The following is a 21,088-nucleotide window of genomic DNA, read 5'->3' as shown; positions in this document are numbered from 1 at the left end:
CAGGGTGCCGGCATGGACGACCCGCTCCCCCGCATCCGCCCGATGGCCCTCGCCGACTGCGAACGCGTCTCCGAGATCCGCGTCCGCGGCTGGCGGCACGCCTACCGAGGGCTCATGCCGCAGACGTACCTCGACGCACTGGACGTCTCCGCCGACGCCGAGCGCCGGCGGGCCTGGTTCGCGCGGAGCGACGACGCGGTGGTGAACCTGGTCGCCGAGCAGGACGGCCGGATCGTCGGCTGGGCCGCGCTCGGGCCGTACCGGGACGAGGAAGTGCGCACCTCGGACGCCGAGTTGTACGCGCTCTACGTCGACCCCGAGCACCTCGGCAGCGGGATCGGGCGGGCGCTGCTGGCCGAGTCGGTCGAGCGCTGCGCCGGGTACCCGCGGATGTTCCTGTGGGTCCTGAAGGAGAACAGCCGCGCCCGCCGTTTCTACGAGCGCGCCGGTTTCCGTCCGGACGGCGCCGAGGAGCCCTTCGACGTGGACGGCGTCCGCGTGCCCGAGATCCGGTACGTCAGGAATCCCTGAGCACCTCGGGATCCCGGCCGGGCCTAGGGGCGGCGCCCGCGCTGGGCCGCTGCCGTGCTCAGGATCGCGTGGGCGGCGGCGCCGACCACCAGCAACAGCCCGATCCCGCCCGGCAGTACGCTCTTCGCCGTGCCCAGCTGCTCCTTCGTGCCGGCCATGGGGAGGACCACGTGCGCCGGGTCGTAGACCACCGGCACATGGCTGTGGTCGAGCATCGGATGCGCGCGCTCACAGGTCCCGCTCGACGCCTGCAACCGCCGTTCGTCGCCGTTGGGCAGAACGACCGTGCAGGTGTAGGCCTCGCCGCCGCCGCGCGTCGTCTCGCTGCTCCTGCCGACGACGGTCGCCGTGCCCGTCCTGCCCCAGATGTCGAGGTAGATGCGGGTCGTGCCGTAGCCCGCGCCGACGACCAGGACGACGAAGCCGAGCCCCGCGAGGATTCCGGCCGCCTTGCGCCCCGGCGAGTGCGGCATCCGCCGCCGCAGCCAGAAGACGTACACGACGCTGAACGCGACCCAGGTGCCGACCCCGGGCCAGTTCCCCGCCTTCACGGCGACGAGTGCGGTGAACGCCACCATGGCGAGGTCGAAGACGACCAGCTCCGACCAGCGCCGCACAACGAGCGGAAGCGGCGCCTCCGGCGTCGCCGGGCGGGCGGGGCCCGTCGACCGGCCGGAGCGCCTGGCGCTCATATGTCACTCACGGCAGGGGACCCTGACAGCGTCTCACCGGCGCCTCCGGGCGTCCGCGGCCGACCGGTCGTCACCTGGCCTGTTCCTGTTCCGGGATGCTCGCCAGCGCCCGCACCGCCGCGCCGGCCAGCGCCGGATGGGCGAGGGCCTCCTTCAGAACGCGGCGGGCGCGGGGGTCGGCGAGGGAGCCGAGGCCCTCCACGCAGGCGAGGGCGACGCGACCGTAGGGGTCATGGGGGCGCAGCCTGCGCTCCAGGGTGGTGATGAGCGCGGGAACGGACTCGGGGGCACGGAGTTCCGTGAGGAGGCGTACGGGGTGCAGGGCGTAGGCCACGCGCAGTTCGTTCGTCGCCAGGGCCGCCGCCGCCCGGGCCGTGCGCGGATCGCCGAGCCGGGCGAGGGCGTAGGCGGCGGAGGCGCAGCGCGGTGGGTCACGGTGGTTGAGGAGGAGCACCAGGGACTCGAAGGCACGCCGGTCGCCGGCGACGCCGAGCCGGAACGCGGCCAGCTCCCTGGCCCACAGGGGCTGTCCGGGCGCGGTGAGCAGGTCCGCGAGGTCGTCGTGGTTCTCGGTCGCGAGCAGGCCGTCGTACCCCGGCGTGCCGCGCGACTCCTGCCGTAAGCGTTCCGTGAGCGATCGCAACTCTTCGTCCACGGGGCCAGCCTAGGCGGGCGGCAGGGGCCGGGGGAGCCACATCACAAAGTCGAGTTCCGCCCGAGGCCTGGCGCGCTCGTTACCGGCCGGTTAAGCTCATACGAGCGAGTTACCCACTCGTGGTTCGCTGACGACGGTTTGGTGACGCAGCCGTCGTGAGCACTGGTCGGTTCGGTACATCGGTACCGCAGTACGACCCGGCTCCGGGACAGGGCCGGTCGGAATCCGCTGCCGGCGGGCGTGTGCACGCCCGTGCGGACGGCACCGGGCGTGTGCGCTCGCAGCCCGGTAACACCCGCACTCCCTTTCATTCCGCTCCGTCGTGCGCCCTCGGCACACGCGGCGCGTTCCTCGTCGTCACCCCTCATTCCTGGAGTCCCGCGATGGCCACTCCCCTGTCCGACACCCCCCTGTCCCCGCTCAAGACGATCGCAGTCGTCGGCCTCGGCACCATGGGCACCGGCATCGCCGAGGTCCTCGCGAAGGCCGGCCGCGAGGTGATCGGCATCGACGTCAGCGAGGCCCAGGCCACGACGTCGGTCGCCGCCCTGGAGGCCACGACCGCCCGCGCCGTGGAACGCGGCCGGATGACCGGGCAGGAGCGCGCGGACGTGCTGGCCCGGGTCCGCACCTCCACCGACCTCGCCGCGGCGGCCGACGCCGACCTCGTCATCGAGGTGGTCCCGGAGTCGTACGAGATCAAGCACCAGATCTTCCGTGCGCTCGACGGCATCGTCCGCCCGGAGACGATCCTCGCGACCGGCACCAACGCGCTGTCCGTGACCCGCCTGGCCGCCGACTCGGCCCGCCCCGAGCGCGTGCTCGGCCTGCACTTCTTCAACCCGGCCCCGGCGATGAAGCTGGTCGAGGTCGTCTCCTCCGTGCTGACGGCGCCGGGGGCCGTCGCCGCGGTCACCGACCTGGCGATCGAGCTGGGCAAGGAGCCGGTCGCGGTCGGCGACCGCCCCGGCTTCGTCGCGGACGGGCTGCTGTTCGGCTACCTCAACCAGGCCGCCGCGATGTACGAGGCCCGGTACGCCTCCCGTGAGGACATCGACGCGGCGATGCGGCTCGGCTGCGGCCTGCCGATGGGCCCCCTCGCCCTGCTGGACCTGATCGGCATCGACACCGCGCGCACGGTCCTGGATGCCATGTACGTGGAGTCCCGCGACCGGCTGCACGCCCCCGCCCCGATCCTGAAGCAGCTCAGCGAGGCGGGCCTGACCGGCCGCAAGTCCGGGCGCGGCTTCTACACCTACAAGGCCCCGGGCAGCCCCACGGTCGTCGCGGACGCCCTGACCCCGGACGCCGTCGGCACCGGGACCCCCGGCCGCGAGGTGCGCTCGGTCGGCGTCGCCGGCTCCGGCACCATGGCGTCCGGTATCGCCGAGGTCTTCGCCAAGGCGGGCTACGACGTCGTGCTGGCCGCGCGCAGCGAGGAGAAGGCGCAGGCCGCCAAGGCCCGTATCGGCAAGTCGCTTTCGCGCTCTGTCGACAAGGGTCGGATGACGGCCGAGGCCGCCGCCCAGACCCTGGACCGGATCACCGCGGCCGGCTCCTACGAAGCCTTCGCCGACGTCGACCTGGCCGTCGAGGCGGTGGCCGAGGACCTGGAGGTCAAGCGGCAGCTGTTCGCGGCGCTGGACAAGGTCTGCAAGCCGGGCGCGGTCCTGGCCACCACCACCTCCTCGCTGCCCGTCGTCGCCTGCGCCCGCGCCACCTCGCGCCCGCAGGACGTGATCGGCATGCACTTCTTCAACCCGGCCCCGGCGATGAAGCTGGTCGAGGTCGTGCGCACGGTGCTGACCGGCGACGACGTGCACGCCACGGTCCGCGAGGTCTGCGTCAAGGTGAGGAAGCACCCGGTCGACTGCGGCGACCGGGCGGGCTTCATCGTCAACGCCCTGCTGTTCCCGTACCTGAACAACGCGATCAAGATGGTGCAGGAGCACTACGCGTCCCTGGACGACATCGACGCGGCGATGAAGCTGGGCGGCGGCTACCCGATGGGCCCGTTCGAGCTGCTGGACGTGGTCGGTCTGGACGTCTCGCTGGCCATCGAGAAGGTGCTGCACCGCGAGTTCCGCGACCCGGGCCTGGCTCCGGCCCCGCTGCTGGAGCACCTGGTGGCCGCGGGCTGCCTCGGCCGCAAGACCGGCCGCGGATTCCGCGAGTATGCCTGCCGCTGACGGCGGCGGCGACCGGTCCCGCACGACCCGCGCGGAGACGGACTGGGGCGGGCTGCTCGACCCGGGCGGCTTTCCGCCGCCCGGCCGGTCCGGTCCTCCCCCGCCCCTCGTGGGCGGGGGAGATCCCGCGGCTGCGCACCGCACCGCACATATGCAGTACGTTCGGGTCATGTCCCAGCCCGCCAAGTCCTCCCGTACACCAGCTACGCCCGACGCGCCCGAGAGTGCCGCAGGCAGTCGCGCAGCGGCCCAGCGGCTCAAGATGCGCCGAGAACTGGCGGCCGCCGCGATGGAACTCTTCGCGACGAAGGGGTACGAGGCGACCACCGTCGACGAGATCGCGGCCGCGGCCGGAGTGGCCCGCCGCACGTTCTTCCGTCACTTCCGTTCGAAGGAAGAGGCGATCTTCCCGGACCACGACGACACGCTGATCCGTGCCGAGGCGGTCCTCAACGCGGCTCCGGCGCACGAGCATCCGCTCGACACCGTGTGCCGTGGCATCAAGGAAGTCATGAAGATGTACGCGGCCCGGCCGGAGATCTCGGTCGCCCGCTACAAGCTGACCCGTGAGGTGCCGACCCTGCGCGAGGCCGAGATCGCCTCGGTGGCCCGCTACGAGCGGCTGTTCACCCGCTATCTGCTCGGCCACTTCGACGAGCACGCGCACGCCGACGACGCCAACGACGACCCGCTGCTCGCCGAGGTCGCCGCCTCCGCCGTCGTCACCGCCCACAACCACGTCCTCCGGCGCTGGCTGCGGGCCGGGGGCCAGGGCGACGTGGAGTCCCAGCTCGACCACGCCTTCGCGATCGTCCGCAAGACCTTCGGCACGGGTATCGGCGTCGGGCGCGGCTCCGCCCCGAGGACGGCCCCCGACGCCGTTCCCGCGACGGTCTCCGCGCACGGCGAGGTCCTGGTGACCGTCGCCCGCACCGACGCCCCGCTGGACGAGGTCATGCGGACCATCGAGGAGGCCCTGAAGGAGCGGCAGTAGGAGTCACGGGCTTTCCTCCCGCTCCGGGATCCTCGCGGCTTCTCACGCGCGGCGCACGGGCCGAGTTCTCGCGCGCTCCGGTGCGAACAGGGCCGCGAGGTTCCGGTCCGCCTCCCCCGTCAGCAACCCGGCCACCAGCCGTCCGGTCGCCGGGGCCGGCATCGGACCGCGCATGTTGTGGCCGGTGGCCGGCAGGATCCGGGGCCGGCCGGGGAGCGGGCCGATCAGCGGGTGGCCGTCCGGGCATCGGGCGCGGGCCCGTCCGCTCCTGTTCCCACCGCTCCCGGCCGGCGCCGGGCGGGTACGGCCGCGCGGCGGCCACGAGGGCGGCCACGCGGCCCTGCCGGAAGCGGTCGGGGTCCCGGGGGCGGACACCATCGTCCCGGCCGACCCGCACGCCCCTGCCCAGCGGTGTCGGCACCGTTTTCGCCGTCCCGGGGTGGACCGGCCGGCGTGGGGCCGGATCGGCCGGGACGGCGAAGCCGTAGCCCCTGCCGGCCGCGAGACCGAGCGGTGCACCCGGCGACCGGCAGACCGCGCGGGACCGCACCCCGGCGGCGACCACGACCGCGTCCGCGCCGTACACCCCGGCGACCACCACCACCGCGTCCCCGCCGTACGTCCCGGCGACCACCACCGCCGCGTCCGCGCCGTACGTCCTGGCCTTCGTGCGGGGACCTCCACGCGCCTCGCCAGCTCGCACACGGCGGCGACCCACGCGCGCCCCGCCGGCTCGCACACGACGGCAGCCCACGCCTCGTCCATCAGCTCGGCTCTGTCGGAATCTCCCCCGAAGCCGCATGACCGGCCACTTTTCCCTACTCGGCGGTAGCTTTGATCGATCATCGCTCATTTGTTACGTAAAGATTTCATCTGAGAGCAAGTTCTGGCACTCAGTGCCTTGCCACGTGACACGCGGTGTCATACGTTGAAGGTGTCCGGGCGGCCCGGCGAACAGAAACCGTTCGCTCGCCGGCTGTCCCCGCAAGCCTCATGGCCTGCGCGCCCGGACGCCTGCGTCACAGGCAACCTCTCGCGCCACAAAGCGCTGCCGAAGCACCGCCCCGCCGAACCGACGGCACCTCTCTCCAAAACCCTCAGCAGCACTCCCCGCACCGACGAACCCTCAGCACCCCTCCCTCAGGGTGCGTACCGCCGGAGGCAACACCGTGACCGTGAAGGACATCCTGGACGCGATCCAGTCACCCGACTCCACGTCGGCCGACTTCGCCGCCCTGCCGCTCCCCGAGTCGTACCGCGCGATCACCGTGCACAAGGACGAGACGGAGATGTTCGCGGGTCTCGCGACGCGCGACAAGGACCCGCGCAAGTCGATCCACCTCGACGACGTTCCCGTGCCCGAACTGGGTCCGGGCGAGGCCCTGGTGGCCGTGATGGCCTCCTCGGTCAACTACAACTCGGTCTGGACCTCGATCTTCGAGCCCCTGTCGACCTTCGGGTTCCTGGAGCGCTACGGAAAGCTCTCCGAGCTCACCAAGCGCCACGACCTGCCGTACCACATCATCGGCTCCGACCTCGCGGGCGTCGTCCTGCGCACCGGCGCGGGCGTCAACGCCTGGAAGCCCGGTGACGAGGTCGTCGCCCACTGTCTGTCCGTCGAGCTGGAGTCCTCCGACGGCCACAACGACACGATGCTCGACCCCGAGCAGCGCATCTGGGGCTTCGAGACCAACTTCGGCGGCCTCGCGGAGATCGCCCTGGTCAAGACCAACCAGCTGATGCCCAAGCCCAAGCACCTCAGCTGGGAGGAGGCCGCCGCGCCGGGCCTGGTCAATTCCACCGCCTACCGCCAGCTGGTCTCCCGCAACGGCGCCGCCATGAAGCAGGGCGACAACGTCCTGATATGGGGCGCGAGCGGCGGCCTCGGCTCGTACGCCACCCAGTTCGCGCTGGCCGGCGGCGCCAACCCGATCTGTGTCGTCTCCAGCGACCAGAAGGCGGACATCTGCCGGTCCATGGGCGCCGAGGCGATCATCGACCGCAACGCCGAGGGCTACAAGTTCTGGAAGGACGAGCACACCCAGGACCCGAAGGAGTGGAAGCGCTTCGGCAAGCGCATCCGCGAGCTCACCGGCGGCGAGGACGTCGACATCGTCTTCGAGCACCCGGGCCGCGAGACCTTCGGCGCCTCGGTCTACGTCACCCGCAAGGGCGGCACGATCGTCACCTGCGCCTCGACCTCGGGCTACAACCACGAGTACGACAACCGCTACCTGTGGATGTCGCTCAAGCGGATCATAGGCTCGCACTTCGCCAACTACCGCGAGGCCTGGGAGGCCAACCGGCTCGTCGCGAAGGGCAAGATCCACCCGACGCTCTCCAAGGTCTACTCCCTGGAGGAGACCGGGCAGGCGGCCTACGACGTGCACCGCAACCTGCACCAGGGCAAGGTCGGCGTGCTGTGCCTGGCCCCCGAGGAGGGGCTGGGCGTGCGCGACGAGGAGCTGCGCGCCAAGCACATCGACGCCATCAACCGCTTCCGGAACATCTGAGGGCCCCAGATGACAGAGCGTCAGAAGGACCGGCCGTGGCTCATGCGCACGTACGCCGGCCACTCCACCGCCGAGGCGTCCAACGAGCTCTACCGGCGCAACCTCGCCAAGGGCCAGACCGGCCTGTCGGTGGCGTTCGACCTGCCGACGCAGACCGGCTACGACCCCGACCACATCCTCGCCCGCGGCGAGGTCGGCCGGGTCGGCGTGCCGGTCTCGCACCTCGGTGACATGCGCCGGCTGTTCCAGGACATCCCCCTGGAGCAGATGAACACCTCGATGACGATCAACGCCACCGCCATGTGGCTGCTGGCGCTCTACCAGGTCGTCGCCGAGGAGCAGGGCGCGGACATCACCCAGCTCCAGGGCACGACCCAGAACGACATCGTCAAGGAGTACCTGTCCCGGGGCACCCACGTGTTCCCGCCGGGGCCCTCGCTCCGCCTGACGACGGACATGATCGCGTACACGGTCTCCCACATGCCGAAGTGGAACCCGATCAACATCTGCAGCTACCACCTGCAGGAGGCCGGGGCCACGCCGGTGCAGGAGATCGCGTACGCGATGTCCACCGCCATCGCCGTCCTCGACGCCGTGCGCGACAGCGGCCAGGTGCCCGAGGAGCGCATGGGCGACGTGGTCGCCCGCATCTCCTTCTTCGTCAACGCGGGCGTCCGCTTCGTCGAGGAGATGTGCAAGATGCGGGCCTTCGGCCGCATCTGGGACAAGGTCACCCGTGAGCGCTACGGCATCGAGAACCCCAAGCAGCGCCGGTTCCGCTACGGCGTCCAGGTCAACTCGCTCGGCCTGACCGAGGCGCAGCCGGAGAACAACGTCCAGCGGATCGTGCTGGAGATGCTGGCCGTGACCCTCTCCAAGGACGCACGCGCGCGTGCCGTGCAGCTCCCCGCCTGGAACGAGGCGCTGGGCCTGCCCCGGCCCTGGGACCAGCAGTGGTCGCTGCGCATCCAGCAGGTCCTCGCGCACGAGAGCGACCTGCTGGAGTACGAGGACATCTTCGAGGGCTCGCACGTCATCGAGAAGAAGGTGTCGGCGCTCGTCGAGGAGTCCCTCGCGGAGATCGACCGGATCCAGGAGATGGGCGGCGCGATGGCCGCCGTCGAGTCCGGCTACCTCAAGGCGCAGCTGGTCTCCTCGCACGCGGAGCGGCGGGCGCGGATCGAGTCCGGCCAGGAGAAGATCGTCGGCGTCAACATCTTCGAGACGACCGAGCCGAACCCGCTCACGGCCGACCTGGACACCGCGATCCAGACGGTCGACCCGGCTGTCGAGGCCCGCGTGATCACGGCGCTGGGGACCTGGCGGGACACCCGCTACCAGCCGCCCTTCAACCACCCGCGTCCCTGCAAGGCGCTGGAGCGGCTGAAGGAGGCCGCCCAGGGCACCGGCAACCTCATGGAGGCCACGCTGGAGTGCGCCCGCGCCGGTGTCACCACCGGCGAATGGGCCGGGGCGCTGCGCGAGGTGTTCGGCGAGTACCGGGCGCCCACCGGGGTCTCCTCCGCACCGGTGGCCGTCCCCGTCGAGGCCGGCTCGGCCCTCGCGGACGTCCGCGCCAAGGTGGACGCCACCGCCCGGGACCTGGGCGTCGGCAAGCTCCGCTTCCTGGTCGGCAAGCCGGGCCTGGACGGACACTCCAACGGCGCCGAGCAGATCGCCGTACGCGCCCGTGACGCCGGCTTCGAGGTGGTCTACCAGGGCATCCGGCTGACGCCCGAACAGATCGTCGACGCGGCCCTGGCGGAGGACGTCCACGCGGTGGGCCTGTCGATCCTGTCCGGCTCGCACGCCCAGCTGGTGCCCGACGTGCTGGAGCGACTCCGTGTGGCCGGTGCCACAGATATACCGGTGATCGCAGGTGGCATCATCCCGAACGGTGACGCCGAGCAGCTGAAGTCCGCCGGCGTGGCCGCGGTCTTCACCCCGAAGGACTTCGACATCACCGGAATCATCGGCCGCATCGTCGACGAGATCCGCAAAGCGAACAAGCTCGACCCCCTGGAGGTCCCCGCATGACAGTCAACCGTCTTCGTCCGCGGCGCTCCTGCCTGGCCGTGCCGGGCTCGAACCCCCGCTTCCTGGAGAAGGCGCAGGGCCTCCCCGCCGACCAGGTCTTCCTGGACCTGGAGGACGCGTGCGCGCCGCTCGCCAAGCCGGGGGCGCGGCACACCATCGTCAAGTTCCTGAACGAGGGCGACTGGACGGGCAAGACGCGGGTCGTGCGCGTCAACGACTGGACGACCGAGTGGACGTACCGGGACGTCGTCACGGTCGTCGAGGGCGCCGGCCAGAACCTCGACTGCATCATGCTGCCGAAGGTGCAGACCGCCGAGCAGATCGTCGCGCTGGACCTGCTGCTGACCCAGATCGAGAAGACCATGGGCTTCGAGGTCGGCCGGATCGGCATCGAGGCGCAGATCGAGAACGCCCAGGGCCTGAACAACGTCAACGCGATCGCGCAGGCCTCCCCGCGCGTCGAGACGATCATCTTCGGCCCGGCCGACTTCATGGCGTCCATCAACATGAAGTCCCTCGTCGTGGGTGAGCAGCCGCCCGGCTACCCGGCGGACGCCTACCACTACATCCTGATGAAGATCCTGATGGCCGCCCGCGCCAACAACCTCCAGGCGATCGACGGCCCCTACCTGCAGATCCGCAACGTCGAGGGCTACCGCGAGGTCGCCCAGCGCGCCGCCGCGCTCGGCTTCGACGGCAAGTGGGTGCTGCACCCGGGCCAGGTCGAGGCGTCCAACGAGATCTTCTCGCCCTCCCAGGAGGACTTCGACCACGCCGAGCTGATCCTGGACGCGTACGACTACTACACGTCCGAGGCGGGCGGCAAGAAGGGCTCCGCGATGCTCGGCGACGAGATGATCGACGAGGCCAGCCGCAAGATGGCCCTGGTCATCTCGGGCAAGGGCCGCGCCGCCGGCATGCGGCGCACCGGCAAGTTCGAGATCCCCGGCGACTGAGGAGCCCTGAGCGCGATGCAGTTCGGACGCACCTACGAGGAGTTCGAGGTCGGGGCGACGTACAAGCACTGGCCGGGCAAGACGGTCACGGAGTACGACGACCACCTGTTCTGCCTCCTCACGATGAACCACCACCCGCTCCACATGGACGCCAACTACGCCGAGAAGACGACCGACTTCGGCAAGAACGTCGTGGTGGGCAACTACATCTACTCGCTGCTGCTCGGCATGTCCGTGCCGGACATCTCGGGCAAGGCGATCGCCAACCTGGAGATCGAGTCGCTCAAGCACGTGGCGCCGACCTTCCACGGCGACACGATCTACGGCCAGACGACGGTGCTCGACAAGTGGCCGTCCAAGTCGAAGAACGACCGCGGCATCGTGTACGTCGAGACCAAGGGCTACAAGCAGGACGGCACCCTCGTGTGCGTCTTCCGCCGCAAGGTCATGGTGCCCACCGAGACGTACATCAAGGAGCGCGGCGGCGAGCAGCCCGGCCGCCCGGAGCTGACCGCACCCGCGGACAAGAACACGGAGAAGTAGGCCATGGCCCGTCTCGCCCAGACCGCCGGTCTGACCGACGTCCAGCAGGAGATCCTCTCCACGGTTCGGGACTTCGTCGACAAGGAGATCATTCCTGTCGCGACCGAGCTGGAGCACCGCGACGAGTACCCGCAAGCGATCGTGGACGGGCTGAAGGAACTCGGCCTGTTCGGTCTGATGATCCCCGAGGAGTACGGCGGCCTGGGCGAGTCCCTCTTGACGTACGCCCTGTGCGTCGAGGAGATCGCCCGCGGCTGGATGTCGGTGTCCGGCATCATCAACACGCACTTCATCGTCGCGTACATGCTCAAGCAGCACGGCACGCAGGAGCAGAAGGACCACTTCCTGCCGAGGATGGCGGCCGGCGACGTCCGCGGCGCCTTCTCGATGTCGGAGCCGGGCCTGGGCTCCGACGTGTCGGCGATCACGTCGAAGGCGGTCAGGGACGGCGACGAGTACGTCCTGAACGGGCAGAAGATGTGGCTGACGAACGGCGGTACGTCGTCTCTGGTGGCCGTTCTGGTGCGAAGTGACGAAGGACACCCTGAGGGCACGCCGCCCCACAAGTCCATGACGACCTTCCTGGTGGAGAAGGAGCCCGGCTTCGGCGAGGTCCGCCCGGGTCTGACGATCCCCGGCAAGATCGAGAAGATGGGCTACAAGGGCGTCGACACCACCGAGTTGATCATGGACGGTCTGCGGATTCCGGCCGACCGGGTGCTCGGCGGCGTCACCGGCCGAGGTTTTTACCAAATGATGGACGGCGTGGAGGTCGGCCGCGTCAATGTGGCGGCGCGTGGCTGCGGCGTCGCTCAGCGTGCGTTCGAACTGGGCGTCCAGTACGCCCAGCAGCGGCACACCTTCGGCAAGCCGATCGCCCAGCACCAGGCGATCCAGTTCAAACTGGCCGAAATGGGCACCAAGGTCGAGGCCGCACATGCCATGATGGTCAACGCTGCACGCAAAAAGGACTCCGGCGAGCGAAACGACCTCGAGGCAGGGATGGCGAAGTACCTCGCCTCCGAGTACTGCAAGGAGGTCGTGGAGGATGCCTTCCGGATCCACGGCGGCTACGGCTTCTCCAAGGAGTACGAGATCGAGCGCCTCTACCGGGAGGCCCCGATGCTGCTCATCGGCGAAGGCACCGCCGAGATCCAGAAAATGATCATCGGGCGCAGGTTGCTGGAAGAGTATCGCTTCCAGGGCTGATTGTCCGGATGCGGGATGTTTTCTTCGAGAAGAAGATCACACCCCGTTGACGGCCCTCAGTCGCCGACTCGGCTTCCTGGCTTGCCCAGTTGTAGCCCGCGACCGGTACGATCCCCGGAAAGCCGCCGTCCCCCGTCATTGCGCGGCATCATCCGCTACGAAGGTCATCCATGCCCCACAGCCAAACCTCTGCACCTCGCGACAGCCGAGCCGGCGTACGCCTCGCGCGCGGAGCATCGCCGTGGCTTCTCCCGACCGTCGCCACCGCAGCCCTCAGCCTGGCCCGTGCGCGCCGCTCCGGCGCGGCCAGGGCCGTCGCCGTGCCCGCCACCGCACTCGCGGCGGGCATGCTGTGGTTCTTCCGCGACCCCGAGCGTGAGATCGCCCCCGGCAGGGTCATCTCCCCCGCCGACGGTGTGGTGCAGAGCATCATGCCCTGGAAGGACGGCCGCACTCGCGTCGCGATCTTCATGAGCCCGCTGAACGTCCACGTCAACCGCGCGCCCCTCGCGGGCACGGTGACGTCCGTCGAGCACGTTCCCGGTGGCTTCGTTCCCGCCTTCAACAAGGAGAGCGAGAACAACGAGCGCGTAGTCTGGCACTTCGACACCGAACTCGGCGACATCGAGATGATCCAGATCGCCGGCGCGGTGGCCCGCCGCATCGTGCCCTACATCCCGCAGGGCACGAAGGTCGAGCAGGGCGACCGCATCGGCCTGATCCGCTTCGGCTCGCGTGTCGACCTCTACCTGCCCGAGGGCGTGGAGGTCGCGGTCGAGGTCGGTCAGAAGACCGTGGCTGGGGTGACTCGCATTGACCGTGATTGATCCGGAGACTCAGGCGGGCTGGGTGCCCGAGGCCGACGAGGTCGACGACGAGGAGGAGATGCCGCTCTCTCTCCGCCTCTCGATAGCGGACACCCTCACGCTCGGCAACGCCACGTGCGGCTTCATGGCGGTGTACTTCACCACCACCGGGATCCTGATCCCGCACCTCACCGACAGCCAGGAGTCCGGCATGGCGCGCAACAGCGCGGCCACGGCGGTCATCCTGATGCTGTGCGCGGCCGTGTTCGACCTGTTCGACGGCCTGGTCGCGCGCAAGCTGCGCTCCTCGCCCATGGGCGCCGAGCTGGACAACCTCTCGGACCTGATCAGCTTCGGCCTCGCGCCGGCGTACTTCGTGCTGGTCTACGGCATGGTCGCGGACGACGCCTACCAGAAGGTGGCGGCGGTCGGGGCGATCGTGGTGCTCCTGGCCGTGGTGCTGCGGCTCGCGCGCTTCTCGTGCGTGACACCGACGAACGGCATGTTCCAGGGCATGCCCTCCCCGTTCGGCGCGCTGACGGTCGTCTCGATCGTCCTCCTGGAGCTGCCCTTCTTCGCGACGCTCCTCGCGATCCTGGGCACGGCCTGGCTGATGGTGAGCCGGGTCGAGTACCCGAAGCCGCGGGGCCGCCTCGCCGTGGCCATGCTGTCCTGGATCGTCCTGTCCATGGGCCTTTTGACCGCCTGGGCCTTCGACGCCCCGGGTGGCCAGCTGCTCCTCCAGACCGGCTGTGCCCTGCAGCTGGTCATGGGCGCGGTGATCCCGCTGTTCGCCACGGCGCGCCGGGTGAACAACTTCCGCGACAACCGTCGCGAGGCGCGGGCGGCCCAGCTGCCGTAACGCTCCGCTCCGAGGGCCCCGGACCGATCTGACGATCTGGTTCGGGGCCCTTTGCCGTGTGCGCGTCCGCTGTGTACGCGTCCGGTGGCGGGGTGACCGCCTGGGGCTCCGCTCCCGGACCCCGGCCCATGCCCACCCACCATCCGGCTCGGTGGGTCGGGAGGGCACCCGTCCAACGGACCGGGACGGGATCGCGGAGGGGAGACGGGGGTCCGGGAGCAGAGGCCTCAGGCCAAGTTGTCCTCAGCGATCCGAACGGCGACCAGCTCCAGGATCGGACCGGCGTCCGCGATGCACTTGGCGATGTCCGGCTCGACCGAGGTGAGAGGGTAGGCCCTCCCGATACCGGCCCGCAGCAACGCCTCCTCCGACAGGGCCAGCCGGCCGCACACCGCGACGACGTCCTTGCCGGCCGCCCGGGCCGCCGCGGCGACCCCCGCCGGGGCCTTCCCGTGGAGCGTCTGCTCGTCCAGCGAGCCCTCGCCGGTGATCACCAGGTCGGCCCGCTCCAGCGCCGGAGCGAAGCCGAGGACGTCCAGCATGACCTCGATGCCGGCCCGGAAGCGGGCGCCCAGGAGGAGCGCGCCGTAGCCGATTCCGCCGGCCGCCCCGGCGCCCGGTGCCGCCGCGTGCTCGGCCGCACGCTCCCCGGCCTCGGCCTCCAGGACCTTCGCGAAGTGGGCCAGCGCGGCGTCCAGCGCGGCCACGTCGTCCGGCGAGGCGCCCTTCTGGGGGCCGTACACCGCGGGCGCGCCCTTCGGCCCGGTCAGCGGGTTGTCGACGTCGCTGGCGAGCACCAGCTCGACGGAGGACAGGCGCGGGTCGAGGCCGGACAGGTCCGCGCGGGCGAGGCCGGCGAGCCCGCCGCCGCCCGGCGCCACCGGTTCCCCGTCCGCGTCCAGGAACCGGGCGCCCAGCGCCGACAGCATCCCGGCGCCGCCGTCCGTCGTGGCGCTACCGCCCACGCCGAACACGATCGTCCGCGCGCCCGCGTCCAGCGCGGCCCGCAGCAGTTCCCCGGAGCCGTACGTGGAGGCCGTCAGCGGGGCGAAGACACCGGCCGGCAGCCGCTGCAGCCCGCTCGCCTCGGCCATCTCCACGACCGCGGTGTCGCCGCGCAGCGCGAACGCGGCCGTCACCTCGTCCCCGAGCGGTCCGGTGACCCGGACCTCCCGGCGCTGGAATCCGGCCGCGACCGCCGCGTCCACGGTCCCGTCACCGCCGTCGGCAACGGGCAGCGCCTCGACCTCGACCGACGGCACGACCCGGCGCAGCCCGGCCGTCACCCGCTCGGCGACCTGCACGGCCGTGAGCGAGCCCTTGAACTTGTCCGCGGCGATGAGCACCCGACGGGTCTCGTTGCCTGCAGCTTCCGCCACCTTGCATTCCCCTTGCTCTCCGGGCCCCGCGCACGTCAGGGCCAGTCGCGCCGCTGCGACCTTAACCTCAGGACACCCCCGCCGTCATGCCCCGCCCGCCCTCTGGAAGCCGTCCGCACGTGGACGGCGCGGCCGTGAGATCAGGCGGAGCAGCGGGTAGACCACAGCCATGAGCGACCTCGACACGGGACCGGACCTCGCCGACCGCGTCCACGGCGGCTGGCTCGGGCGGATCGCGGGCAACATGCTCGGCAAGCCGGTCGAGCAGGGCGAGGTGTGGACGCGCGAGCGCATCGACCGGTATCTGCGCCGGGCCGCCGCCCTGCCGCTGACCGACTACCTGCCCGAGCCCGCCGACCCGGCCGACGGCGCCGTGCTGCGCCCCGAGTGGCGCGACTGCGTGCGCGGCCGCATCCACGGCAGCTGCCGCGACGACGACGTCGACTACGCGATCCTCGGCCTGCACCTGCTGGAGACCCACGGCTTCGGCTTCAGCACCGAGCAGGTCGGCGACCTGTGGCTGCTCAGGCTGCCGTACCTGCAGACCTTCACCGCGGAACGGGCGGCGTACCGCAACCTCGCCAACGGCCTGAAGCCGCCGCTGACGGCGACGTACGACAACCCGCACCAGGAGTGGATCGGCGCGCTGATCCGTGCCGACGCCTACGGCTGGACCTGCCCGGGCGACCCGCGCCGGGCCGCCTCGCTGGCCCGCCGGGACGCGGTGCTCTCGCACACCGGCAACGGTGTCTACGGCGCGATGTGGGCGGCCGCCCTGATCGCTGCCGCGTTCACCGCGCCGAGCGTGCGGGACGCGCTGGAGTCCGCGCTCGCCGAGATCCCGGCGAGCAGCCGGCTGGCCCGCGCCGTGCGCCGGGTGACGTCCCTGCACGAGACCCGGCTGCCCTGGGAGGAGACGCTGGCCACCGTGTCCGCGGAGACCGCGGGCCTCGGCTGGATCCACAGCGTGCCGAACGCGGCGGTCCTCACCGCGGGTCTGCTGTACGGCGACGGCGACTTCACCCGGACCATCACCCTGACCGTCCGCGGCGGCCTGGACACCGACTCCAACGGGGCGACGGCCGGCTCGGTGGCCGGCGTCCTCACGGGTGCGGCCGCGATCCCCGCCCAGTGGAAGGACCCGCTGGAGGACACCGTCCGCAGCGCCGTGTTCGGCTTCGACGGCGTACGCATCAGCGACCTCGCCGAGCGGACGCTGAGGCTGGCTACCCTGTCCGGATGACCTCCACCCAGGACTTCGCCACGTACATCGCGGGTCTCCCCCGCATCATCGCCGGTGCCGCCGTGCTCTTCCGGGACGCCACGGGGCGGGTGCTGCTCGTCGAGCCCAACTACCGTGACGGATGGGCGCTTCCGGGCGGCACGATCGAGTCGGACGACGGCGAGACACCCCGCCGGGGCGCACGCCGCGAGACGCTGGAGGAGATCGGCCTGGACCGGGAGCCGGGCCGGCTGCTGGCGGTGGACTGGGTGCCCGGCGCCGGCCGGCCGCCGCTGGCGGCGTACCTGTACGACGGCGGTGTCCTCACCGACGCGGAGTTGAAGACGATCCGGCTTCAGGAGGAGGAGCTGCTGTCCTGGCGCCTCGTGCCCCGCGAGGAGCTCACCGCCCACCTGCCCGGCGCCCTCGGCCGCCGCGTCCTGGCCGCGCTGGACGTCCTTTCGGAGGGCTCGGGCACGGCGGAACTGGAGGACGGCCACCGGGTCGCGTGAATCCCGCCGGGCCCGCATACGGTGCCGACGTGGCGATCCTCAGCGGCGCCGGCATCTCCACCGACTCCGGCATCCCCGACTACCGCGGCCCGAACGGACTGTGGCGGCGCGATCCCGAGGCCGAGAAGCTCGTGACGTACGAGTACTACATGGGCGATCCGGAGATCCGCCGCCGCTCCTGGCAGATGCGGCGCGCGAACCGGACCCTGCGGGCGGAGCCGAACGCCGCGCACCGGGCCGTCGCCGGGCTGGAGCACTCCGGCATCCCGGTGCGGGTGCTCACCCAGAACGTGGACGGGCTGCACCAGCTGGCCGGGATGCCGGCCCGCAAGGTACTGGAGCTGCACGGCACGGCCCGCAGCGTGGTGTGCACCATGTGCCACGCCCAGGGGCCGATGGAGGACGCGCTGGCGCGGGTGGAGGCGGGTGAGGAGGATCCGGCGTGCCTGGAGTGCGGCGGGATCCTGAAGTCGGCGACCGTCATGTTCGGTGAACGGCTCGACCCCGCGGTCCTCGGCCAGGCCCTCTCGATCAGCAAGGCCTGCACCGTCTTCATCGCCGTCGGCTCCAGCCTCCAGGTGCAGCCCGCCGCCGGCCTCGCGGGCGTCGCCACCGGCAGCGGCGCCCATCTGGTCATCGTCAACGCCGAACCGACTCCGTACGACGAACTCGCCCAGGAGGTCGTGCGCGAACCGATCGGCACGGCGCTTCCGGCGCTGCTGGACCGGCTGGCCACGGAGTACGACGCCTAGGACGGCGTACGGTACGTACGCCGTCGGAGAGCTCCTGGAAGAGACGCCTACTGGAAGAGGCGCCTAGAAGAGCGCCGTTCCGCGCTCGAAGTCCAGCAGGCGGCGCTTGCGGTCCAGGCCGCCGCCGTAGCCAGTGAGGTCGCCGGCGGCGCCGATCACACGGTGGCAGGGGACGATGATGCTGATCGGGTTCTTGCCGTTGGCGAGGCCGACGGCGCGGGAGGCCTTGGGGTTGCCGATGGCGTCGGCGAGTTCGCCGTAGGAGCTGGTCTCGCCGTACGGGATGCGGGTGAGCTGTTCCCAGACGCCGCGCTGGAACGGGGTGCCGTTCAGGCGGAGTTCGAGTGTGAACTCCTTCAACTCGCCCGCGAAGTAGGCGGACAGCTGTTCCTCGGCCTCGGCGAAGGGGGCGTCGTCGGGGCTGCCGAAGGTCTCCTCCGAGGGGCGGTGGCGCTGGTCGGTCATGTAGACGCCGCACAGGACGCCGTCGTCGGCGACGAGGGTGAGGGGGCCGTAGGGGCTGTCGATGACGGTGTGCTGCTTCATCGTGAAGGTCCTCTCGAAGGTTCTTATACGGGAAGGAAGTTGACGGGGTGGCTGTCCGTCGCCCACAAATACTGGACCGCGTAGGCCCGCCAGGGGCGCCAGGCCTCGGCGCGGGCGGTGAGCGCGGCCGGGGTGCCGGGCAGGCCCAGTTCCTGGGCGGCGCGCCGGATGCCGAGGTCGGTGGGGAGGAAGGCGTCGGGGTCGCCGAGGGCGCGCATGGCGATGACGTCGACCGTCCAGGGGCCGAAGCCGGGCAGTGCGAGCAGACGGGACCGGGTCTCGGCCCAGTCGGACTCGACGCCCAGGTGGAGCGTGCCGTCGGCGAGCCGGTCGACGAGAGTGGTGAAGGTCGTGCGCCGGGTGCGGGGCATGGCCAGGGTCTCGGGATCCACGGCGGCCAGCGCCTCGGGCGACGGGAAGAGGTGGGTGAGTCCGCCCTCGGGGTCGTCCAGCGGTTTGCCGTGGGCCGTGACCAGGCGGGCCGCGTGGGTGCGGGCGGCGGCCGTGGACACCTGCTGTCCGAGCACGGCCCGGATGGCGAACTCGGCCTCGTCGACCGTGCGCGGGACGCGGCGCCCCGGGGCCTTGTCGACGAGCGGCGCGAGGAGCGGGTCCGTGCGCAGCCGGTCGTCGGTCGCCACCGGGTCGGCGTCCAGGTCGAGCAGGCGTCGGCAGCGGCTGATGGCGACGGTCAGATCGCGCGGGTCGCTGAGGGTGAGGCGGCAGGCGATATGGTCGGGGCGGGGCGTGAGCGCGGCGATGCCGTGCCCGTACGGGAGCCGCAGCGTGCGCCGGTACGCGCCGTCGCGCCACTCCTCCACGCCGGGTACGGCCGTGGCGGCCAGGTGTCCGAAGAGGTTGTCGGGGTTGAGCGGGGCGCGGAAGGGCAGCCGCAGCGCGATGGTGCCGGGGGTGCCGGCGATGCCCGCGGCGCTGCCCCGCGGCACCCGGGCGCGCAGCTCGCTCGGGGACAGGGCGAAGACCTCGCGGACGGTGTCGTTGAAGGTGCGGATGGAGGAGAAGCCGGCCGCGAAGGCGATCTCCGCCATGGGCAGCGGTGTCGTCTCGACCAGCAGCCGTGCGGTCTGGGCGCGCTGGGCGCGGGCCAGGGCGAGGGGTCCGGCGCCCAGCTCGGCGAGCAGCTGGCGCTCGACCTGGCGGGCGGAGTAGCCGAGCCGGCCGGCCAGTCCGGGCACGCCCTCGCGGTCCACGACACCGTCGGAGATCAGCCGCATGGCGCGGGCGACAAGGTCGGCGCGCCGGTTCCACTCCGGGGAGCCGGGGCTGGTGTCCGGGCGGCAGCGCTTGCAGGCCCGGAATCCGGCCTGCTGGCAGGAGGCCGCGCTCGGATAGAACGTCATGTTCTCCGGCTTGGGCGGGACCACCGGGCAGCTGGGCCGGCAGTAGATGCGGGTGGTCAGGACGGCGGTGAAGAACCAGCCGTCGAACCGTGCGTCCTTGGACTGCACGGCGCGTACGCAGTGCTCCCGGTCGAGGTGCATCCCTGTCTGCATGCGTCCAGGATCGGCCCTGGCGGGGACTCACCGCTGGCGGAAATCCGACATGTACCTGGGGTGGCCTGGGGCGGGAGCAAATTCCCTGGCGGGATCGATCCTCCTTCCCGGTCGGGGTCAGCCGTGCTGCCCGAAGCCCGCGATCCACTCGGAGGTCGTACGCAGGCCCCCGAAGGTGTAGAAGTGCACCTTCACGACGCCGTGCCGCGCCGGGTCGTAGCGGCGGGCGAGTGCGCGCAGGAAGCGGTCGGGGCCCGTCGTACCCATGAGGTTGGTCAGCGAGAAGCCGTACTTGCGGGCGACGGAGGCGCTGGTGGCGACGCCGAAGCGGGCCGCGTAGCCGAGCAGCCGGCGCACTCCTGCCGGGCCGGGGACGCCTATGCGGACCGGCAGGTGCACCCCGCGGTCGCGGGCGGCCTCCAGCCAGGCGAGGACCGGGTCGACGTCGAAGCCGAACTGGGTGATCACGTCGCCGGTGAGCCGCTCGGTGTCGAGGGCCGCCGTCTTGTCGGTGAGCGCCGACCACAGGGTGCCGTCCGTGATGGCCGGGTGCCCCTCCGGGTAGCCGCTGACGCCGATGTGCCGCACCCCGTGGTGCTGGAGCAGGCCGGTGCGGATGACGGAGAGCGCGTCCTCGTACGGGCCCTCGGGGCGGGCGGGGTCGCCGCCGACCACGAACACGTTCTCCGCGGTGCCGTCCGCGGCGAGCCCCGCCAGGAACTCCTCCAGGTGATCCCGCGAGGGCAGCCGGCGGGCGGAGATGTGCGGCACGGGGACGAACCCGAGCCGCTTGACCGCGCGGGCAGCGGCCAGCCGCATACCGAGATCCTCGCCCGCCAGGAACGTCACGTTGATCCGCGTACCCCGGGGGATGCTGTCGCGCGCCTCCTCCAGTTTCGGCACGTCCTTGCCGGTCATCTCCAGGGAGAAGTCGTCCAGCAACGAGGTGCCGACCGCCGGCGCGGCGGTGAGGGCGGCGTTCATCGGGCTCCAGGGTGCGGTTACGGCCGTGATCCCGGCCGATGATGCCATGCGCCCACGAAGGCTCGGTCGGCCAGGTGCTGCCAGGACAGGGCCCTCCGAGGCGGTCCGTGCCGGACAGGGGCGCCGGCCGCCATCTCGAGGGAGTAGGGCATTGTGTCGGGCGTCACAATAATGCGTTATTATTAGCTGGCA

General features: G+C 71.4%; 19 protein-coding genes. 13 read left to right on the top strand and 6 right to left on the bottom strand.

Features of this window, described 5'->3' with window-relative positions; translation table 11 throughout:
* Positions 1 to 12 precede the first annotated feature (12 nt).
* Positions 13 to 531, top strand: a complete 519-nt coding sequence (locus ACWD5D_RS02680) for an N-acetyltransferase family protein (protein WP_451370938.1) — start codon at positions 13 to 15, stop codon at positions 529 to 531.
* A 23-nt stretch (positions 532 to 554) separates the two neighbouring features.
* Here the strand turns inward: ACWD5D_RS02680 and ACWD5D_RS02675 are convergent, their stop codons facing one another.
* Positions 555 to 1,223: a hypothetical protein gene (locus tag ACWD5D_RS02675; protein ID WP_451370937.1), complete on the bottom strand. Its 669-nt coding sequence runs from the start codon at positions 1,221 to 1,223 to the stop codon at positions 555 to 557.
* A gap of 70 nt (positions 1,224 to 1,293) precedes the next feature.
* Positions 1,294 to 1,878, bottom strand: a complete 585-nt coding sequence (locus ACWD5D_RS02670) for an adenylosuccinate lyase (protein ID WP_451370936.1) — start codon at positions 1,876 to 1,878, stop codon at positions 1,294 to 1,296.
* Between the two features lie 383 nt (positions 1,879 to 2,261).
* On the opposite strand from ACWD5D_RS02670, the gene ACWD5D_RS02665 reads away from it, so the two are divergent.
* The 9 genes from ACWD5D_RS02665 to pssA all read left to right on the top strand — a co-directional run bounded on the left by ACWD5D_RS02665 (position 2,262) and on the right by pssA (position 13,987).
* A complete protein-coding gene (locus ACWD5D_RS02665) occupies positions 2,262 to 4,067 on the top strand; it encodes a 3-hydroxyacyl-CoA dehydrogenase family protein (RefSeq protein WP_451370935.1) in 1,806 nt (601 codons plus the stop codon).
* 169 nt (positions 4,068 to 4,236) lie between these two features.
* Positions 4,237 to 5,061 (top strand): TetR family transcriptional regulator, encoded by an 825-nt coding sequence (locus ACWD5D_RS02660; protein WP_451370934.1) that lies wholly within the window; start codon positions 4,237 to 4,239, stop codon positions 5,059 to 5,061.
* Positions 5,062 to 6,236: 1,175 nt separating this feature from the next.
* Complete coding sequence (gene ccrA / locus ACWD5D_RS02655; protein WP_451371023.1) at positions 6,237 to 7,574, top strand: crotonyl-CoA carboxylase/reductase; 1,338 nt, start codon at positions 6,237 to 6,239, stop codon at positions 7,572 to 7,574.
* A gap of 9 nt (positions 7,575 to 7,583) precedes the next feature.
* Positions 7,584 to 9,611, top strand: coding sequence for a protein meaA (locus tag ACWD5D_RS02650; protein ID WP_451370933.1), 2,028 nt, complete (start codon positions 7,584 to 7,586; stop codon positions 9,609 to 9,611).
* Entirely contained in the window at positions 9,608 to 10,567 is a 960-nt protein-coding gene (locus tag ACWD5D_RS02645; protein WP_451370932.1) for an HpcH/HpaI aldolase/citrate lyase family protein, read from the top strand. The genes ACWD5D_RS02650 and ACWD5D_RS02645 overlap by 4 nt, the downstream gene beginning before the upstream one ends.
* Before the next feature lie 15 nt (positions 10,568 to 10,582).
* Positions 10,583 to 11,110 carry a MaoC family dehydratase gene (locus tag ACWD5D_RS02640; RefSeq protein ID WP_451370931.1) on the top strand — a complete coding sequence of 176 codons (528 nt, stop codon included), beginning with the start codon at positions 10,583 to 10,585 and terminating at the stop codon, positions 11,108 to 11,110.
* Between the two features lie 3 nt (positions 11,111 to 11,113).
* Complete coding sequence (locus ACWD5D_RS02635) at positions 11,114 to 12,319, top strand: acyl-CoA dehydrogenase family protein (protein WP_451370930.1); 1,206 nt, start codon at positions 11,114 to 11,116, stop codon at positions 12,317 to 12,319.
* Positions 12,320 to 12,489: 170 nt separating this feature from the next.
* Entirely contained in the window at positions 12,490 to 13,146 is a 657-nt protein-coding gene (locus ACWD5D_RS02630; RefSeq protein WP_393879431.1) for a phosphatidylserine decarboxylase, read from the top strand.
* Positions 13,147 to 13,168: 22 nt separating this feature from the next.
* The gene (pssA, locus tag ACWD5D_RS02625) at positions 13,169 to 13,987 is read left to right on the top strand and encodes a CDP-diacylglycerol--serine O-phosphatidyltransferase (protein ID WP_094220827.1); all 819 of its coding nucleotides are present in this window, start codon (positions 13,169 to 13,171) and stop codon (positions 13,985 to 13,987) included.
* A 227-nt stretch (positions 13,988 to 14,214) separates the two neighbouring features.
* Here pssA and ACWD5D_RS02620 read toward each other — a convergent pair whose 3' ends face one another.
* Complete coding sequence (locus ACWD5D_RS02620; protein WP_451370929.1) at positions 14,215 to 15,366, bottom strand: glycerate kinase; 1,152 nt, start codon at positions 15,364 to 15,366, stop codon at positions 14,215 to 14,217.
* A gap of 169 nt (positions 15,367 to 15,535) precedes the next feature.
* Here ACWD5D_RS02620 and ACWD5D_RS02615 point away from each other — a divergent pair, with 169 nt between their 5' ends.
* The 3 genes from ACWD5D_RS02615 to ACWD5D_RS02605 are packed head-to-tail and all read left to right on the top strand — an operon-like array spanning position 15,536 to position 17,852.
* The gene (locus tag ACWD5D_RS02615; protein ID WP_451370928.1) at positions 15,536 to 16,609 is read left to right on the top strand and encodes an ADP-ribosylglycohydrolase family protein; all 1,074 of its coding nucleotides are present in this window, start codon (positions 15,536 to 15,538) and stop codon (positions 16,607 to 16,609) included.
* Positions 16,606 to 17,100 (top strand): NUDIX domain-containing protein, encoded by a 495-nt coding sequence (locus tag ACWD5D_RS02610; RefSeq protein ID WP_451370927.1) that lies wholly within the window; start codon positions 16,606 to 16,608, stop codon positions 17,098 to 17,100. Before ACWD5D_RS02615 ends, ACWD5D_RS02610 begins: the two co-directional genes overlap by 4 nt.
* A gap of 29 nt (positions 17,101 to 17,129) precedes the next feature.
* Positions 17,130 to 17,852, top strand: a complete 723-nt coding sequence (locus ACWD5D_RS02605; RefSeq protein WP_451370926.1) for an SIR2 family NAD-dependent protein deacylase — start codon at positions 17,130 to 17,132, stop codon at positions 17,850 to 17,852.
* A 63-nt stretch (positions 17,853 to 17,915) separates the two neighbouring features.
* On the opposite strand, the gene ACWD5D_RS02600 is transcribed toward ACWD5D_RS02605, so the two are convergent.
* The 3 genes from ACWD5D_RS02600 to ACWD5D_RS02590 all read right to left on the bottom strand — a co-directional run bounded on the left by ACWD5D_RS02600 (position 17,916) and on the right by ACWD5D_RS02590 (position 20,896).
* Positions 17,916 to 18,398 (bottom strand): methylated-DNA--[protein]-cysteine S-methyltransferase, encoded by a 483-nt coding sequence (locus ACWD5D_RS02600; protein ID WP_451370925.1) that lies wholly within the window; start codon positions 18,396 to 18,398, stop codon positions 17,916 to 17,918.
* Between the two features lie 23 nt (positions 18,399 to 18,421).
* Positions 18,422 to 19,912 carry an AlkA N-terminal domain-containing protein gene (locus tag ACWD5D_RS02595; RefSeq protein ID WP_451370924.1) on the bottom strand — a complete coding sequence of 497 codons (1,491 nt, stop codon included), beginning with the start codon at positions 19,910 to 19,912 and terminating at the stop codon, positions 18,422 to 18,424.
* A 117-nt stretch (positions 19,913 to 20,029) separates the two neighbouring features.
* Positions 20,030 to 20,896, bottom strand: a complete 867-nt coding sequence (locus ACWD5D_RS02590; RefSeq protein WP_451370923.1) for a methylenetetrahydrofolate reductase — start codon at positions 20,894 to 20,896, stop codon at positions 20,030 to 20,032.
* Between the last annotated feature and the right edge of the window lie 192 nt (positions 20,897 to 21,088).

The sequence above is a fragment of the Streptomyces sp. NPDC002520 genome (assembly GCF_053595235.1).
Note: the sequence above shows the minus strand (reverse complement) of the source record. Positions and strands in the feature narration are given on the sequence as shown.

Coding starts and splice junctions, on each gene's coding strand:
- ACWD5D_RS02680 (WP_451370938.1), top strand. CDS start 13: ATGGACGACCCGCTCCCCCGCATCCGCCCGATGGCCCTCGCCGACTGC.
- ACWD5D_RS02675 (WP_451370937.1), bottom strand. CDS start 1,223: ATGAGCGCCAGGCGCTCCGGCCGGTCGACGGGCCCCGCCCGCCCGGCG.
- ACWD5D_RS02665 (WP_451370935.1), top strand. CDS start 2,262: ATGGCCACTCCCCTGTCCGACACCCCCCTGTCCCCGCTCAAGACGATC.
- ACWD5D_RS02660 (WP_451370934.1), top strand. CDS start 4,237: ATGTCCCAGCCCGCCAAGTCCTCCCGTACACCAGCTACGCCCGACGCG.
- ACWD5D_RS02650 (WP_451370933.1), top strand. CDS start 7,584: ATGACAGAGCGTCAGAAGGACCGGCCGTGGCTCATGCGCACGTACGCC.
- ACWD5D_RS02645 (WP_451370932.1), top strand. CDS start 9,608: ATGACAGTCAACCGTCTTCGTCCGCGGCGCTCCTGCCTGGCCGTGCCG.
- ACWD5D_RS02640 (WP_451370931.1), top strand. CDS start 10,583: ATGCAGTTCGGACGCACCTACGAGGAGTTCGAGGTCGGGGCGACGTAC.
- ACWD5D_RS02635 (WP_451370930.1), top strand. CDS start 11,114: ATGGCCCGTCTCGCCCAGACCGCCGGTCTGACCGACGTCCAGCAGGAG.
- ACWD5D_RS02630 (WP_393879431.1), top strand. CDS start 12,490: ATGCCCCACAGCCAAACCTCTGCACCTCGCGACAGCCGAGCCGGCGTA.
- ACWD5D_RS02615 (WP_451370928.1), top strand. CDS start 15,536: ATGAGCGACCTCGACACGGGACCGGACCTCGCCGACCGCGTCCACGGC.
- ACWD5D_RS02610 (WP_451370927.1), top strand. CDS start 16,606: ATGACCTCCACCCAGGACTTCGCCACGTACATCGCGGGTCTCCCCCGC.
- ACWD5D_RS02600 (WP_451370925.1), bottom strand. CDS start 18,398: ATGAAGCAGCACACCGTCATCGACAGCCCCTACGGCCCCCTCACCCTC.
- ACWD5D_RS02595 (WP_451370924.1), bottom strand. CDS start 19,912: ATGCAGACAGGGATGCACCTCGACCGGGAGCACTGCGTACGCGCCGTG.
- ACWD5D_RS02590 (WP_451370923.1), bottom strand. CDS start 20,896: ATGAACGCCGCCCTCACCGCCGCGCCGGCGGTCGGCACCTCGTTGCTG.